The sequence below is a fragment of the Gibbsiella greigii genome, assembly GCF_039540155.1.
Lineage (GTDB): Bacteria > Pseudomonadota > Gammaproteobacteria > Enterobacterales > Enterobacteriaceae > Gibbsiella > Gibbsiella quercinecans.
Genome location: NZ_BAABEM010000050.1, coordinates 174300 through 190045, shown reverse-complemented (window position 1 = coordinate 190045; position 15746 = coordinate 174300). Strand labels below are relative to the sequence as shown.

The window sequence follows — 15746 nt, the reverse complement described above, 5'->3', positions numbered from 1 at the left end:
GCTGGCGAAACTCCGGGGTATATTGATTACGGGATGTCTTCTTCACAGATTTTGCTTGCGTCATGGTTCACCTTGTTAACGATTTTACTCGCTTAACAGCGTGTCCACTATTCGTGGGTAGGATCAGTATGTACCCAGAGATTATTATCGCAGGGTACACACGATGTCCCGTCAGAAACTGGCTATGAAAGTGGTTGGTTGGGGCGTCAGCGCAAAAGTCGTGTTTGAGTTGGTCACTGATGAGCGTTCTGGGAACTGAGTTGCCGGCGGCGAAATTTCCACGATTTAAAGCTAAGACTGACCGGCATGACTATGCTGAACAGTACACATAGAAATACGGCTGCAGCACACCAAGAAATGATATGTATTCGGGAGCCGACGAACAGCGTGATAATAGTGATAGCCAAAATACCAATGATAATGCCGACTAGAGCTCTGAAATGATTGGCTAGATCGGAAAGAACGCTCTCAAGTGAATCACTGTTTTCGTAAGAGTAATTCTGCAGTTTGTGTAGATCTTTAGGTGTGAACCCTGATTTTAGTAGCTCTTGTTTGTTCACTGGCACCGATGTGTCTCCTTAAACGATTGTCTTGAGCCTGTTTAGGATTTTGTGTAAATGCCTCGTCTCAGGAGTGACCATCCAGGGGCACCGAACCCGATAATAAATCGGCTCATTGCTGTGAGCCAGTTCTTCAGTGGCATCGTCCATTTCTGCGACAAGTCACACCACTTTTTTCACCGACTCATCCGTCGGGAACACTTTACGTTTTTTAATCGCATGCCGGATCACGTTGTTTAGCAACTCAATGGCGTTGGTCGTGTAAATAACCTTGCGGATGTCAGTTGGATAAGTGAAGAACGCCGGCAGGTTGGCCCAGCTCGCTTCCCTACTACGATTTATCTGTGGATAACTATCTAATGCACGTTACTCTTTAATTAATCGAGAAATTTTATTATAAAGGCTCGCGATTATTGTGTGCCTTTGGGGAGAGTAGTGTAGTTCTCGGTGACAATTTGGGCATACGGCAACTGCATTTTCAACCGTATCGGATCCGCCATCGGCTAAATGCTTAACGTGGTGCACTTCAAGATAGGGATTGCCTTTACTATCTAAAAAGGGGGCGTTTTTTTCACAAGACTCACAAAACCCCTTTGCCTGTTGAAGGACAAATGCTTTCACTTTCGGATCGCGAATGACCGTGGTCGCACGCAGCGTGACTTTGATTGGCGATTTGTTGCCTGTTGGCTTAGTTGCAACACCTTCTTGTAGGTGCTTTTCAACCTGATGCTCAAATGTTTGATTTTCTTCTTCTAACGATATGTTGTCATGAAGACAAATGAGCTCTATGAGCTTTTGTAGCTTATTGGAACCGACATGCGATGCCGGTTTTAATCCTTTTAACCATTCGCGATCGAGCATTAAATACGCATAAGAGATGTTCTGCATTCGATATTCGAATGACTTCGGCGAGCGGCCAAATTGTTCACCGAGCTGTTGGTAGTAAGATTTTTTGGAAAACGGCTCACCGGCATCATACTTCCGTTTCATGTCAATATATGCGAGCACCGATGCTTCTAGATCTTCTTCGCCCCAAGCGTATCTATCGTTATTCATAATCAGCTTAACTGTATCGTCAAATAACATCAATTTGCTGAATATTATAACGAATTGCAAATGGCTTTTAACTTCGTTTAGGGGAAAACAGCCCATAACCACCGTGTAAAAGGATAGCCTTAATCGTGCCGCGGGCCGAGCCAGGATCCTGACTCGGCCGCATTAGCTAAAGCGCGTCTTCTTAGGGCGAAATCTAATTCGCCGGTGGTAAGTCCTCCAGTTCCCGTAGGGCGCGGCCATACAGTTGGTATAACGCAGGCACCAAATGCGCGGTAGCATTAAGGTAGTGATTCAACGGTTCCCAATGCGGAGAATCGGTTTGCGGGATCTTTTGCTGGAGAGCACCTAACAGCATCAGCCCATGGCATAATCCTTCTGCGTGTTCTGCTGAAAGTGCTGCCAGATCAAGAAGCTGCGTTTGCGTTAATGCATGTAAGTCGAACTGATCAAACAGTTCACGGTAAAGGGGAAGGCTGCTTGTTGCGGGTTCTTGGATTGCAGTATCAACCATGATTACATCTCCGTATGTCTTAGGTACTGACTACCATCAGAGACGCTAAACTCGGGTGGTAGCCCAGGCGGGGTTAGCGTTACCGGGACATACGAACCGGCGCTTCTTGCGAAGCCCCCGCCTGAGCCACCATTATTTAGGGGTGAGCTAAAGCTGCGGCATTATTACACAACGCCGCGGTATATGTCAGATTCGGAACGCTAACTCCGGCTGCGGATTTTGCCGCAGCTAGCTAACTCTACCCTGGCGGTATTGGCGGTAAAATAGCCTGTTTAAAATTACAGGTACTTACTGCCAATAGTGGAATCTGGTTCGCAACGGTAGCATGCAAAGTTTTCCACCATGATTGGCTGTTATAACCAGCCAATGAATTTGGCCGTGAATCTATATGGCGCTGCGATATGTCCCTTTCCAACTCTCCCATTCACAGTTAGACACAACCTCAACAACAGAAGATACAGATTCCTTAAACGGAAATGATTAATCTGGCTGTATCGGATGTGAACACCGGCGCGAGCCAAACGTGGCGCATGCAACAAGCACATTAACCCTACAGGAATGACGCAATGAATTTTAAAACCCGCCTGGCGGTTGCCGTTACCACTTCACTGTTGTTGAGCGGCCTGGCGCAGGCCGCTGATGCGCCGCCCACGTTCACCCCAGAGCAACAGGCGCAAATCGGTAAAATTGCAGCTGATTATTTGGTGGCGCATCCAGAAGTGCTGGTGCAGGCGAGCCAAACGCTCCAGGCGCAGCAGGAAGAGCGCCAGCAACAAACGCTGGTGGCGAACGTGTTGAAAAACCAACAGGCGCTGCTGAACGATAAAGACACGCCCACATACGGCCCGGCTAACGCTAGCGTCGCCGTTATCGAGTTTTTCGATTACCAGTGCATCTACTGCAGCAAGCTGGCGCCAGAGCTGGAAAAAGTCATGAAGGCCAGCCCGAATGTACGTTTCATCTTTAAAGAATGGCCGATTTTCGCCGGTCGTTGGGAGAACTCCGGTAAGGCGGCTCTGCGTGGGTTAGCGGTCTGGAAAGAGAAGGGCGCGCAGGCCTATATGGCCTACCATAATGGCATTTATCACACCCAGCACAATGAAGGCGCGCTGACCGAAGAAGACATTGCGGCGGCAAGTAACGCTGCGGGCTACAAGCCAACGCAGGATGCGGACTATAACGGCGTGCTGGCCAACAACAATGCATTGGCCCAGCAACTGGGGTTAACCGGGACGCCTGGGTTGATTGTGATGCCGGTGAAGAATGCCACGGCGGAAAATATCAGTGTGCTGCCGGGCGCCGTGCCGGCGGAAGATCTGTTGCAAGCGATTCAGAAGGCCGCACACTAAGCGGGTGCTCTGGCGGCGTTTGGCTTGATTAACCAAGATGCCGCAGAGCATCTTGGTTTTCGCTGAGAACGGTGTGGCAAAGGCCACCCGAAGGGTTGTCAGAAAGACGCGCGTTTGTAAGGTGCGTACTGGGCTTGCCAGAACATATCTTCAATTGCAGTGCGCAATGCGTCTTCGCTCATCGCCGGCGCCACGTCATCCTGTTGTGCAGCGCGGCCCACCGCAAAGGCAATGGCCCGCGAGAGGGTTTCGATTTCCGCCACCGGCGGCAATAGCCCGCCTTGCTCGGTCAGCACCAGCGGTGAATGTGCCGCCAGCGCGTGGCTGGCCGCCATCAGCATGCCTTCGGTCACCCGCCGCGCTTTGGCCGCCAAAATCCCTAAGCCCAGGCCAGGGAAGATATAGGCGTTGTTGCACTGGGCGATATCGTACAGCTGATCCTGATAGAACACCGGTGCGAAGGGGCTGCCGGTAGCGATCAGAGCTGCACCCTGCGTCCAGGCGATCAGATCCTGCGGCGCCGCTTCCGCACGCGAAGTGGGGTTCGACAGCGGCATAATGATCGGCCGCGGGCAGTGCCGGTGCATCTCTTTCACAATCTCTTCGCTGAACAGCCCTGGCTGGCCCGATACGCCCACCAGCACCGTCGGGTGCACGTGGCGCACCACATCCATCAGTGAAATGCTGCTTGGATCGGTGTCCCAGCCCTTAACGCTTTCGCGCGGCGTCACCAGCCGCTGCTGGAAGTCCAGCAGGTTCGGCATGTCGTCGGTCAGTAGGCCGAAGCGGTCAATCATAAAGATCTGGCTACGTGCCTGTTGTTCATCGGCGCCATCTTCCACCATGCAGGCGATAATCTTCTCGGCGATGCCGCACCCGGCTGAACCGCTGCCCAGGAACACCACCCGTTGGTCGCGTAAACGCGTACCGGCGGCATGGCTGGCGGCCAGCAGTGTGCCCACTGCCACCGCCGCCGTTCCCTGAATATCATCGTTGAAGCAGCAGAGCTGATCCCGGTAGCGGTTAAGCAGACGCGTGGCGTTTTTCTGGGCGAAATCCTCGAACTGTAGCAAGACATTCGGCCAGCGTTCCTTCACCGCGCTGACGAACGAATCGATAAACTCCAGGTATTGATCGTCGGTGATGCGCGGGTGGCGCCAGCCCATGTATAGCGGATCATCCAGCCGCTGCGCGTTATTGGTGCCCACGTCCAGCATGATCGGCAGCGTGGTCGCCGGGTTGATGCCGCCGCAGGCGGTGTACAGCGCCAGTTTGCCGATAGGGATCCCCATACCGCCGATGCCCTGATCGCCCAGCCCCAGGATGCGCTCGCCGTCGGTGATGACGATCACGCGGATATCATGGCGGGAAAAGCTTTGCAGCATTTCATCGATATGGTGGCGATTTGGCCATGAGATAAATAAACCGCGTGGCCGGCGATAAATATCGGAAAAATGTTCACAGGCTTCGCCAACCGTCGGCGTATAAATAATCGGCAGGATTTCGCTTAAATGCGCACGCACCAGGTTATAAAATAAGGTTTCATTGGTATCCTGAATGTTACGCAAATATACATGTTTTGATATATCGCGTTTGAAATGGCAGAACTGGGCCCAGGCGCGTTCGGTTTGTTCTTTTATTGTTTCTACCTGGTCGGGCAATAAGCCGTTCAGGTTAAAGGCGGCGCGTTCTTCCTGTGTGAAGGCCAGCCCTTTATTCAATAATGGGTTTTCTAATAATATTGAGCCAGTATACGGTGTATAAATCGGTTCGATCTTTAACATTTTTTGTCTTGCTCCTGTACGACGGATTTATCGCACGGTTCAAGGGCGATAGAAATATAACCATCGTCTGTCGCCGTGGCATATACCCGTTATCTTTCCGGTTGCTGGTGCGCTGGTTTGGTTACCTGGCCCATCCCTGGGCCATTCCTCTGCGGGGCCAGCAAAAACGCGATCCAAACGCGGTGGGTGTTTTCTGCCTGCAACGCGAATGATTTTGGGTATAAAGCGATTTTGGTAATTTATTTTGGGCTTTAAGCCCGCCTGCTAATGAATAAACCTTCACTACTTCTGTCTGATGCAGCTACGAAATCACATAGATCATTACTCCTTGTGTTAGCACGCCGATGGCGGTGCCCAATAAAATTGACGACGAGGCCGACTCCACATAGGTGTCGCTACGCAGCGCGAACATACCGGCAGCAATGGCCGAAGGCGTGGCGCCGATAATCACCACCTGCTGCATAAAGGTGTGGCTCAGGCCAAACGCCAGCCCGGCGAACGCCATCATGGCCGGCTGGATGAGGTTTTTCATGCCGATATTGGTGATGGTCTGGATGTTCAGCGTCGGGCGCTCGCCGTAGAACAGCAAACCCAATGCAAACAACGAGATACCACCGGCGGTTTTGCCCATCATCTCGATTGGCGAACTCAGCAGGTGCGGGAGCTTCAGCCCTGCCAGGCTCATCAGCACGCCTAGGATTGGGATCCACACAATCGGGTTGCGCACGGCCTTGAACAGGTTTTGCATGATCATCCGGCCCAACCCCAGCTCTGCCGATGCGCCAGAAGCGTTGCTATCGCCCATGCGCAACAGCACGATGGTCAGCGGGATCATCAATACGCTGGTGATCAAATTGCCGATAAGCACCCCGAGAAAACCCTCCGGGCCAATCAGTACCGCCAACACCGGCGCGCCAAAATAGGCCATGTCCGGGAAGGCGCAAACCAGCGATTGAATGGCGCTGGTTTTAATATCGTGGCGAAAAATAAAGCGTGAAATGAATAATGTCAGCAGGTAAGAGCCCATCAGGCCGATCACCAATACCGCCATAAACGGTAAATTCTGTATTTTTTCCGGATCGGTATTTAATGCGCCGACAAATAAATGGAATGGCAGTGCGAACCGGATGACCACCGTGGCTAAAACGTTGGCATCTTCCCGCTTACTGTAACCTAATTTACCGCTCATCCATCCTAGTAACATAATAAATACAAGTGGGAATAACGATTGTAAAAGTAACGATTCCATAATATTTCCTGTGTTTGCATTTTTTAGTAGGGTGAGGTGTTTTAGTAAATTTGGTATTAATCTAAGTATTAGGGCGGAGAGAAGTAGTGATAAACATCACATGGCATTGGTTTAATTAATTACTTAATACCTACTTTAATTAATATACAGGTGGTTTTTAGTATGGCGGAGTGTGCGTTACCGCTTGTTTTTCAGTGTATTAAACTTAACTGACTAAAGTTTTTTATTGTGGGATATCCTTTTTTATCGCAAAAGTAAAAATATATTTCATCGCTTAGGTGGGGCATGGGCGCATGTTTTAGCTATGCACCGTAGTGCCGCATGGTGAAGCGCGTGGCCATCCTGAGCGGGGAGCGGTGTGATGCAAGAACGTCGGCACCGGCGTGCCAGTATGGGCATGGCCTTTAAGAATTTCGTGTAATTTACAGCCGAGAACAATAACGTATTATCGGATGAGTGGATAAATATATGGAGACAGGGATATGGATTTAGTATTGTTTTCAATGATGCAATCAGGTGGCAGAAATAAGGCCTGGGCTGAGTCGATGGTAAACCTCGAAGCCAGAAAGCTGGTTGATACCGCAAACGCTATATCAGCGTACCATTTGCGTGATGGCTTGACGCGATTACATTTTGTCCAGGAAATCAGGGATGTAATTGAACAACAGTTTACTACTGCTCGTAATGCAAAGTCTGATAAAGAGTGCATGATGTGTGTGAAAAACCTGAGGGCGGAGATAGAAAACCTTAAAGTGCAGGATCGAATGTTGCGGATGCAAACCGCCAAGCTCTATGCAAAGGTAGAGTTCATCCTGGAAAATGACAAAATTGTTGGTTATGTGATCAGTGCTGTAAGTGTGGTGTTGTCGGGGCTTACGATTGCAGGTGGCGTAGCACTTTTTGGCACGATGACGCCGATCGGTATGTTAGCCGGTGCAACTCTTGTTATGGATGGTGTAAACGGAATCTCAAAAGAGATTAATAACAACTTTCTTGATAAGCCTAACTCCCAGGGAGCATTCGCTGATGGGGCGATGTCTGCAACTGAATTTATGGGCTTCAAAAGTGAAACAGGGCTTGCTGTTTATAAAAGTGTTAGCCTTGCCGCAAGTGTATATGGTGTATTTGGGCTTATCCGAAAACCCGATATGTGGCGATTGTTCCATTATATTCCGCAAGATTTTTACCGTAATGTTAGCGCTATGAGTAAGCCGAAACTAACGATGAAGATAGTGGATTATGGACTCAAAGGGAAAGTAATATTCGATTTACTGACGATGGATAATTCGACTAATTAGCTATTCCACGGTTATATTTTCTGCGGAAAGTCCAGGCTTTGTAAGCCAAAATGGGTGGCTGGAAAAACCAGATTATGGCAAGAGCCACAAGCAGTGCGATGCCAACCGAGATAACGTTTTCCCTGGATGCCATGGTAAGCACGAAGGCATAGGCGACTAAAATGGCAGCAGTTAACCCGATTGCTGCCTGAAAACGCTTGGATAAGTCACCGATAACGAGATCCAATGTCAGCTCATTTTTAATGAGATAGTTCTTTAGTTTTTTTAGATCTGTGTGCGTAAAACCAGATTTTAGCAGCGCTTCTTCACTAACTATCATGCTTTTTTCCCCTTAACCACTTGATCGTCCTAAGTCTTCCGGCAGGTATACCAGAAAACAAGCAACTAATCGACCCGCATCACGAGTGCTCCCCAGTAAAGCCAGATGTTGTTCCCTAATTCTGTTGGTTATTCTAGCGTTTGTGTTTATCTTCGATCGCATTGGTACAACGTTAATTGCTAGTTCGAACCCGTTAGGCGTACTAGCAGGAGCTATACTCGTAACCGATGGGTTTAATAGTTTGAGCAAGGAATTTGCTCATCAGGTTCTGAATGAACCCACATCTGAAGGTTTTGCTGCTAATGCTGCTATGTCTACCGCTGAGTTTATGGGGTTTAGCCGTGATAATGGCTTAGGCGTTTATAAGGCAGTGACGCTTACAGCGAACGCTTATAGCATTTTAGGCTTACTGAGGCACCCTGGAGCATGGCGATTATTCCGTTATCTTCCAACTGACTATTATCGAAAAGTTGATACTATGAGTCGCCCCAAACTCACGATGAAAATCGTGAAATAGGGTGTGACAGCCAAAGTGGTTTTTGATCTCCTGACCACTGGCGGCGATAACAATTAATCCTTGTTGTTTTTCCCGTATCGCCAAGATTTGTAAGAAAGGAGTGGAGGCTGTATGAAGGTCACGATCATGATGGCGATTAGCAGTGATATGCCGCCACCGACAAGGGTTGGCGTTGAAGAAAATAACAAAAGTAATATAAAAACTATCAGGCAACCTGTCGTTACCCAAAGAACGACTCTGAACTTATTCGCTAAATCCTGAATGGCACTCTGCCAGAGTGCCACCATAGCGTTCTACGTTATTCTTGATACGTTGCAGTTCTGCGTGGCTGAAACCAGATCGTAATAGTGCTTCTTCACTAACTATCATGCCTTTTAATCCTTAACTGGCTGATCGTGCTACGTTATCTGGCAGATATACCAGATAACGAGCAACTCATCGATCCGCACGACGGAGAAGTCTCAATAAAATCTGATATTGTTGTTTAATATCAGTGGATTATATTTTGTTGATGGTCGCCTGCAAATCTTCAGTCAATCAACCCATTTTCATCATAGAATGGCCATGGGCCGGGGAACTGCCCGATTGGGCAATAGTGCGTCACCATGCCTTGCTGCGCGTCCCAGCGGTGCAGTAGCAGGCCGGGGGGCTCCAGCACAAAGTTCGCCGGGCCGCCCGGGGTAAAATCTGGCGCCACCTGGTGCGAAGCGCCCGGCGCGCTGCACACTACCGTATTGCCCAACTGCGCCACCATAAAACGATGCACGTGGCCGCACAGCACCCGCATCACCTGCGGCGCGCCCGCCAGCACCTGCTTCAGCGCCGGTGCATCGCGCAGGTTCTGCCGGTCCATATGATCGATGCCGCTGATAAACGGATGGTGATGAAGCATCACAATCGCGGGCTTTTCCGGTTGGCTGGCCAGTTGGGCGGCAAGCCAGGCCAGGCGTTCTGCGCCCAGTTCCCCCCAGGGTTTGCCCGGCACGGTGGAATCCAGCCCGATCAGCCGCACCGGGTAATCCTCCACCGCCCAGTGCAGGAATTCACCGTTGTGCGGCAGCCAGGGGCGATCGGCAAAGGCCTGGCGGAACGCCGGGCGCGCATCGTGGTTGCCGGGGATGGCAAACCAGGGGATAGCCAGCGTATCCAGCACGCTGCGCACTTCGGCATATTCTTCCGGCGTGCCGAAATCGGTTAAATCACCGGTGATCGCCACCGCATCGGGGCGCGGCGCCAGCGCGTTAAGGTGCGCCACGCAGGCCTGTAACGCCCCCAACGTATCCACTTTGCGGTAAGAAAGGCGACCGGCAGTTTTTACGTGCAGATCGCTTATCTGGGCGAGAACAAAAGAAGTATTCAACGACAGGCTCCTTAGGGTTGGGCGTGGATCTGGAACAGGTTCGTGGCGCTGGCGTGCAGCCCCACCGGTTGGCCGGGCTGCCAGCTTTCGCGCGCCGGGCAGTCCACCTGCACCGGGCGGCCGTGGCCGGTGTCTATCAGCACCCGCTGGTTCTGGCCGAGAAAGGTACTGTGCAGCACCCGCCCGGTCAGCAATGCCTGCTCGGCGTTGCCCAGGCGGATATCTTCCGGGCGGCAGTAATACTCGCCGCCGTCGATCGGCAGGCGGTTGATGGCCCCGACAAAGTCCGCGACAAAGGCGGTGGCGGGCTGATGGTAAATTTCGCGCGGCGTGCCGATTTGCTCGATACGCCCGTGGCGCATTACGGCGATCCTGTCGCCCAACGCCATGGCTTCCTGCTGATCGTGGGTGACATATACCGCGGTAATGCCAAGCCGTTCCAGCAACATGCCGATGTCTTCGCGCAGCTTCTCGCGCAGTTTGGCGTCCAGCGCCGCCAGCGGTTCATCAAACAGCAGCACTTTGGGGCGTGCCGCCAGCGCCCGGGCCAGCGAAACGCGCTGTTTCTGCCCGCCGGAAAGCGCCTGGATTGGCCGTTCGGCAACGTCGCCCAGATCCACCATCGCCAGCATCTCGGCCACCCGCGAGCTGATCTCCGCTTCCGGCAGCCGCATAATCCGCAGGCCATAGGCTACATTGCCCGCTACGTTCAGGTTGGGGAACAGGGCATAGTTCTGGAACACCATGCCGACGTTGCGTTTTTCAATCGGCAGTGCGGTGACGTTGCGCTCGTCAAACCACACTTCGCCGCCGGCGTCGCTGTGCTCAAGGCCGCTGATAATGCGCAAGGTGGTGGTTTTGCCGCAGCCGGAAGGGCCGAGCAGCACCAGGGTTTCGCCGGGGTGGATAGTCAGATCCAGCGGATGAAGCGCGGTGTGATCGCGCCCGAAGGTGCGGGCACAGCGGTGCAGGCGGATGCCGACAGGGTGGCTCATGAGGATACCTCTTTCTTTTTCATCGGCTGGCTGCGCGGGCGGCCAAGAAAATGCAGCGCCACCAGCAGCGGGATAATCATCAGTAAAAACAATGTCGTGTAGGCCGAGCCAATCTCCAGCCGCATTGAGGCGTAGCTATCGGCCAGCCCGACCGGCAGGGTTTTGGTCAGCGGGGTATGCAACATCCAGGTGATATTGAATTCACCGATCGACAAAGTGACCACCATAAACGCGCCGGCCAGAATGCCGGAAAGGCAGTTGGGCACCACCACCGTGAAAAAACGGCGCAGGCTGCCCGCTCCCAGGCTGGCGGCGGCCTCTTCCATCTGTTGCAGGCCCGCGGTCTTCATCACCGCCAGCACCGGGCGCACCATAAAGGGCAGGGTAAAGAGCACGTGGCCGATCAGAATGAACACCCAGCTTGCGCGCAGCGCCGGGATGCCGCCGTAAACCAACAGCAGCCCGAGCGCGGTCGCCAGCCCCGGAATGGCGACCGGCAGCATCAGGCATTCCTCAATCCAGGCGGCGGTGCGCGAAGAACTTTTCAGCAGCCCCCAGGCGGCCGGCACCCCCAGCAACAGCGTGCACGCCAGGCAGGCCAGCGCAATCAGCAGCGAAAGCCAGAAGGTGGGGGCATACAGCGCCCATACTTCGGCAATCCAGCGCAGGGTCAGGCCGCTTTTGATGCCGATAAAGTAGTTTTCGGTAAAGCCCGCCATCACCGACATGCCGATCGGCACGATCAAAAACAGGCACACCAGCAGCGTGAAGGCGAACTGCAGGCTAAACAGCAGTGGGCGTTTCATAGCGGGGCCTCCAGAGTGGCGCCAGAGAGGCGGCGCGCCAGCAACAGGGCGGCCCAGGTCACCAGCCCCAGCAGCACCGAGAGTGCAGCGGCGGTGGCAAAGTTGGCGTAGTTGGTGAATTCGCCGTAAATGCTTAACGGCAGGACGTTCAGATCGGTCCCTAGTGTAAAGGCGGTGCCGAAGGCCCCCATGCTGGTGGCAAAGCACAGCGCCAGGCTTGAAAGCAGCGCCGGCGCCAGGCCGGGCAGGATCACATCACGGACGATGCGCCCGTTGCCGGCGCCCAGTGAACGGGCGGCTTCTTCCAGGCTGCGATCCAGCTTTTCGCAGGCGGCCATCAACGTCATGATCACGCGCGGGATGGAAAAATAGAGATAGCCGAGGAACAGCCCGCTCAAGCTGTAGGCGAAGCTCCAGCGCTCGCCCACCGTGGCGGCGCCCAACTGGGCAAACAGCCCTTGGCGCCCGCCGAGCATGATAATCAAAAAGCCGACCACCACGCCGGGGAAGGCCAGCGGAAAGGTGAGCAGCGCCAGCAGCAGCCCCTTGCAGGGGAAGCATTGGCGCGCCAGGAAACACGCCACCACGGTGGCGATCGCCACTGCGGCCAACGCGACACTGGCCGAAAGCAGCAGGGTAATACCAAGGCTTTGCAAATAGTTTGGATGGGTCAGCACCGTCCAGTAGGCGTTCAGCCCTGTGCTGTTATCCGGCGTGCTGCCCAGCACCACCAGGTAGCCGAAGGGGATCAGCCAAAAGGCGCAGAACACTGTAAGCACCGGCGCCAGGGCAAAGCCAACGGCACGCGGCAGGCGCCGGGCCGGCCGCCCCCCGCTTTGGGCGCGCGGCGCAGCGTTTTGCCAGGTTGTCGCCATTACTTAACCTCGCTCAGGTAACGGGCGGAGAAGGCTTTTTGCACATCGGCCATGTGCTGGTAATTGACCGTGCGGGCGCGGGCGTAGTCGCTGTCCGGCAGGAACTGCGCCTTGGCGGTGGCAGACATCGCGCTTTCACGCACTGGCCGCAGCCAGGCGTTGGCCCAAATCGCCTGGCCGCGGTCAGAGAGCACATAGTTGATCACTTTTTTCCCGTCGCTGCTGTGCGGGGCGTTTTTCACCAGGCTGATCACGTAAGGCACTTTGATGCTGCCCTCTTTGGGGATGACGAACGCCACGTTGGCGTGATCTTTGTATTTGGCGCGGTAAGCGTTGAAGTCATAATCCAGCAGAATCGGTATCTCGCCGGAGAGCACGCGGGCATAGGCGGTTTGCTTCGGCACAATCGGCTGGTTCTTGATCAGCTGTTTGAAGTAGTTGATGCCCGGCGTAAAGTCATCCAGCGTGCCGCCTTTCGCCAGGTTGGCGGCAACGGCGGCGGCGTAGCCGACGAACGCGCTGGCCGGATCCAGATAGCCGACCATGCCCTTGTATTCCGGTTTGAGCAGATCGTCCCAGGATTGCGGCACTGGCGCGCCGTTCAGGGCATCCACATTCACCATAAAGCCGATGGTGCCGGAATGCAGCGCCACCCATTTGCCCGCCGGATCTTTCATGTCTGCCGGTATCTCATCCCAGCCGGCGGGTTGATAGGGTGCCAGCACGTCCGATTTGGCCGCCTGGATGCCGAACGTCACGCCGAGGTAAACCACGTCGGCAACCGGGTTGGCTTTTTCCGCCACCAACTGGGCCAGCGACTGGCCGGAGTTTTTATTATCCTGCGGCACCACAATGCCGGTGTCCCTGGCGATAGCTTTCAACTGGGTGCCCCAGTCCGCCCATTCCGGCGGGCAGTTGTAACAGATGGCGGTGGCCGCCTGGGTTTGCGCCGAGAGCAGTAGCGTGCCGCTCAGGCACAGTGCGGAGAAGATCGATTTTTTCATGATGTTTCCTTGGTAGTGGTACAACAGAAAACCTGCGCCGCGGCGGTGCTTTCGCCGTGGCGCAGCGCGATATCCAATGTTTGGGAGCACACGTCTTCACCGGCGAGCAGCCCTAGCATGCTTTCCATCGCCACGGTGCCTAGTTCGCGCTGCGGCTGCACCACGGAGCACAGCGCCGGGCAGACCATCTCGCCCAGCGCGATGCCGTCAAAGCCCACCACGGAAAGCTGTTCCGGGATGCGGTAGCCAAGGCGTTGCAGGTTGCCGATGGCGCTCAAAGCCAGCAGATCGTTCGAGCAGAGCAGGGCGGTCAGCCCTTGCGGCGCGCCGAGCCACGGGCGCAACGTGTCGATATCCACGCGGGTGTGGTGCGCCATTTCAATCAGCGGCAGCGGTGCCAACCCGGCATCCGCCATCGCCTGGCAGTAACCCTGGTAGCGCAGTTGGGCGCGGTCGGATTGTTGAACCGGCCCGGCGGCCATGCCGATGCGGGTGTGGCCGAGGGTGAGCAAATGGCGCGTCGCCTGGTGCATCGCCTGCTGGTTATCCACGCTAACGGTGACAAAGCGGCGGCCGGCGGCTGGGTTATGTACCAGCACCACCGGCAGGGTTTCCTGTTCCAACTTTTCCAGGCATTGGCTGGCCCGGGCGTCGGCGACGGTCAACACCAGCCCGTCAACCCGCTGGCGCAGCAGGTTTTCCAGCACGGCGGATTCGCGCGCCGGATCGTAATTAGTGGTCGCCACCATCAGCGAATAGCCGCCGGCGCGAGCAACGTTTTCCATCGCCTGCAGTTGTTCGCTAAACACCGGGTTGCTGAGAGTCGGCAACATTACGCCGATAATGCGGGTGGACTGGGTACGCAGTTGGCGCGCCACATAGTTGGGGCGAAAGCCCAGCGTTTTTGATGCGGCATACACTTTGTTGCGCGTGGCCTCGCGCACTTTTTCCGGTGCGGAGAAGGTGCGTGCGGCGGTGGCCCGTGATACGCCCGCCAGGCGGGCAACGCTTAGTAAATCGGTCATCCGTTGTCTCTTGTTCGCCAATGAGATCGATCTCATTGCGCATTAGCCTATGCGGCGCAGATGTCAGTTTTATGAAGCGGGGATGACGCAAATGTGTTCTATATAAGCAGGCGGTTTTGTTTAAACATTACGGCTAGCAGATGGCTAACAGCCGGCGTTCGTGAGCCTATAATCATAGTGACATGTCATCGTGCGTATTCTTGCCGGGTTGATTTTTATTGCCCTTCAAAACACTGGAGCTGAATTATGCGTGTCCCTGACTACCCTATGGCAGAGAGTGAAAAATGCTCGAGCGTCGATGCTTATTTTTCGGGTCTGCTTGCGCCTTCAGACGCAGGCCTGGATTCGGTGCTTGCTGCTAATGCGCAGGCGGGGTTGCCTGCGCACGATGTATCCGCAACACAAGGCAAACTGCTGGCGGTGTTCATCAGGATGTTGCAGGCAACGCGGGTGCTGGAGATCGGCACGCTTGGCGGGTATAGCACCATTGTGATGGCGCGGGCACTGGCACCAAATGGCAAGATCATCACCATTGAGGCTGACAAGCACCATGCTCTGGTGGCATTAGCGAATATCGAGCATGCCGGCGTAGCTGCACGTGTCGATCTGCATATCGGGGCTGCGCTTGATGTGTTGCCCACGTTAGCCGGCCCGTTCGATATGATTTTCATTGATGCCGACAAGAAAAATAACCCGCACTACTTGCAATGGGCGTTGCGGTTATCACGCCCCGGCACGGTGATTATTGCGGATAATATCGTGCGTGGGGGCGCGGTGATCGATCCTGAAAGTGATGATGTGCATGTTCAGGGTGTGCGTGAATTTTTCCAGATGCTCGCTGATTGTCCGTGCCTTGATGCCACTGCGATTCAGACCGTTGGCGAGAAAGGTTGGGATGGGTTTGCGATAGCGGTTGTTAAGGCTGAATAATTTATCGTTTGGATTTGGTGATTGTAGTTATCGAGAAACGCGGAACGATTAAGGCAATTTCCGTTACGTTGGTGGTAGCAGAGTACGGTTTCGTCAACGTTCTTTGTT

15 protein-coding genes and 1 pseudogene are annotated in these 15746 nt (G+C 54.1%); 4 read left to right on the top strand and 12 right to left on the bottom strand.

Going from position 1 to position 15746, the window contains the following annotated elements:
- Positions 1-627: 627 nt before the first annotated feature.
- The 3 genes and pseudogenes from AC559G_RS22695 to AC559G_RS22685 form a co-directional block, all read right to left on the bottom strand.
- Positions 628-911 (bottom strand): annotated as a pseudogene (locus AC559G_RS22695) (transposase); the annotation flags it as partial.
- A gap of 15 nt (positions 912-926) precedes the next feature.
- Positions 927-1646 (bottom strand): HNH endonuclease, encoded by a 720-nt coding sequence (locus AC559G_RS22690; protein ID WP_498914867.1) that lies wholly within the window; start codon positions 1644-1646, stop codon positions 927-929.
- Positions 1647-1809: 163 nt separating this feature from the next.
- Positions 1810-2127: a hypothetical protein gene (locus AC559G_RS22685; protein WP_498914866.1), complete on the bottom strand. Its 318-nt coding sequence runs from the start codon at positions 2125-2127 to the stop codon at positions 1810-1812.
- A 566-nt stretch (positions 2128-2693) separates the two neighbouring features.
- Here AC559G_RS22685 and AC559G_RS22680 point away from each other — a divergent pair.
- Positions 2694-3476: a DsbA family protein gene (locus tag AC559G_RS22680; RefSeq protein ID WP_498914861.1), complete on the top strand. Its 783-nt coding sequence runs from the start codon at positions 2694-2696 to the stop codon at positions 3474-3476.
- 98 nt (positions 3477-3574) lie between these two features.
- On the opposite strand, the gene AC559G_RS22675 is transcribed toward AC559G_RS22680, so the two are convergent.
- Complete coding sequence (locus AC559G_RS22675; RefSeq protein ID WP_498914859.1) at positions 3575-5260, bottom strand: NAD-dependent malic enzyme; 1686 nt, start codon at positions 5258-5260, stop codon at positions 3575-3577.
- Positions 5261-5561: 301 nt separating this feature from the next.
- Complete coding sequence (locus AC559G_RS22670; protein WP_498914857.1) at positions 5562-6509, bottom strand: AEC family transporter; 948 nt, start codon at positions 6507-6509, stop codon at positions 5562-5564.
- 482 nt (positions 6510-6991) lie between these two features.
- Here AC559G_RS22670 and AC559G_RS22665 point away from each other — a divergent pair, with 482 nt between their 5' ends.
- The gene (locus tag AC559G_RS22665; protein WP_498914855.1) at positions 6992-7807 is read left to right on the top strand and encodes a DUF4225 domain-containing protein; all 816 of its coding nucleotides are present in this window, start codon (positions 6992-6994) and stop codon (positions 7805-7807) included.
- On the opposite strand, the gene AC559G_RS22660 is transcribed toward AC559G_RS22665, so the two are convergent.
- Complete coding sequence (locus AC559G_RS22660; protein ID WP_498914854.1) at positions 7800-8126, bottom strand: hypothetical protein; 327 nt, start codon at positions 8124-8126, stop codon at positions 7800-7802. The two genes, AC559G_RS22665 and AC559G_RS22660, sit on opposite strands and share 8 nt — an antisense overlap.
- A gap of 85 nt (positions 8127-8211) precedes the next feature.
- Between AC559G_RS22660 and AC559G_RS22655 the strand changes: the two genes are divergently transcribed.
- Positions 8212-8643 (top strand): DUF4225 domain-containing protein, encoded by a 432-nt coding sequence (locus AC559G_RS22655; RefSeq protein ID WP_498914852.1) that lies wholly within the window; start codon positions 8212-8214, stop codon positions 8641-8643.
- A gap of 529 nt (positions 8644-9172) precedes the next feature.
- Here AC559G_RS22655 and AC559G_RS22650 read toward each other — a convergent pair.
- Genes AC559G_RS22650 through AC559G_RS22625 form a run of 6 tightly spaced genes read right to left on the bottom strand, consistent with a single transcriptional unit; the run spans position 9173 to position 14708 of the window.
- Complete coding sequence (locus tag AC559G_RS22650) at positions 9173-10009, bottom strand: phosphodiesterase (protein WP_498914885.1); 837 nt, start codon at positions 10007-10009, stop codon at positions 9173-9175.
- A 5-nt stretch (positions 10010-10014) separates the two neighbouring features.
- On the bottom strand, positions 10015-10998 hold the full coding sequence (locus AC559G_RS22645; RefSeq protein ID WP_498914851.1) for an ABC transporter ATP-binding protein: 984 nt from the start codon (positions 10996-10998) through the stop codon (positions 10015-10017).
- On the bottom strand, positions 10995-11804 hold the full coding sequence (locus tag AC559G_RS22640) for an ABC transporter permease (protein WP_498914850.1): 810 nt from the start codon (positions 11802-11804) through the stop codon (positions 10995-10997). Before AC559G_RS22640 ends, AC559G_RS22645 begins: the two co-directional genes overlap by 4 nt.
- Positions 11801-12679: an ABC transporter permease gene (locus AC559G_RS22635; protein WP_498914849.1), complete on the bottom strand. Its 879-nt coding sequence runs from the start codon at positions 12677-12679 to the stop codon at positions 11801-11803. Before AC559G_RS22635 ends, AC559G_RS22640 begins: the two co-directional genes overlap by 4 nt.
- Positions 12679-13683, bottom strand: a complete 1005-nt coding sequence (locus AC559G_RS22630; protein ID WP_498914848.1) for an ABC transporter substrate-binding protein — start codon at positions 13681-13683, stop codon at positions 12679-12681. Before AC559G_RS22630 ends, AC559G_RS22635 begins: the two co-directional genes overlap by 1 nt.
- Complete coding sequence (locus AC559G_RS22625; RefSeq protein ID WP_498914846.1) at positions 13680-14708, bottom strand: LacI family DNA-binding transcriptional regulator; 1029 nt, start codon at positions 14706-14708, stop codon at positions 13680-13682. The genes AC559G_RS22630 and AC559G_RS22625 overlap by 4 nt, the downstream gene beginning before the upstream one ends.
- A 246-nt stretch (positions 14709-14954) precedes the next feature.
- On the opposite strand from AC559G_RS22625, the gene AC559G_RS22620 reads away from it, so the two are divergent.
- Positions 14955-15638 (top strand): O-methyltransferase, encoded by a 684-nt coding sequence (locus AC559G_RS22620; RefSeq protein ID WP_498914844.1) that lies wholly within the window; start codon positions 14955-14957, stop codon positions 15636-15638.
- Positions 15639-15746 lie beyond the last annotated feature (108 nt).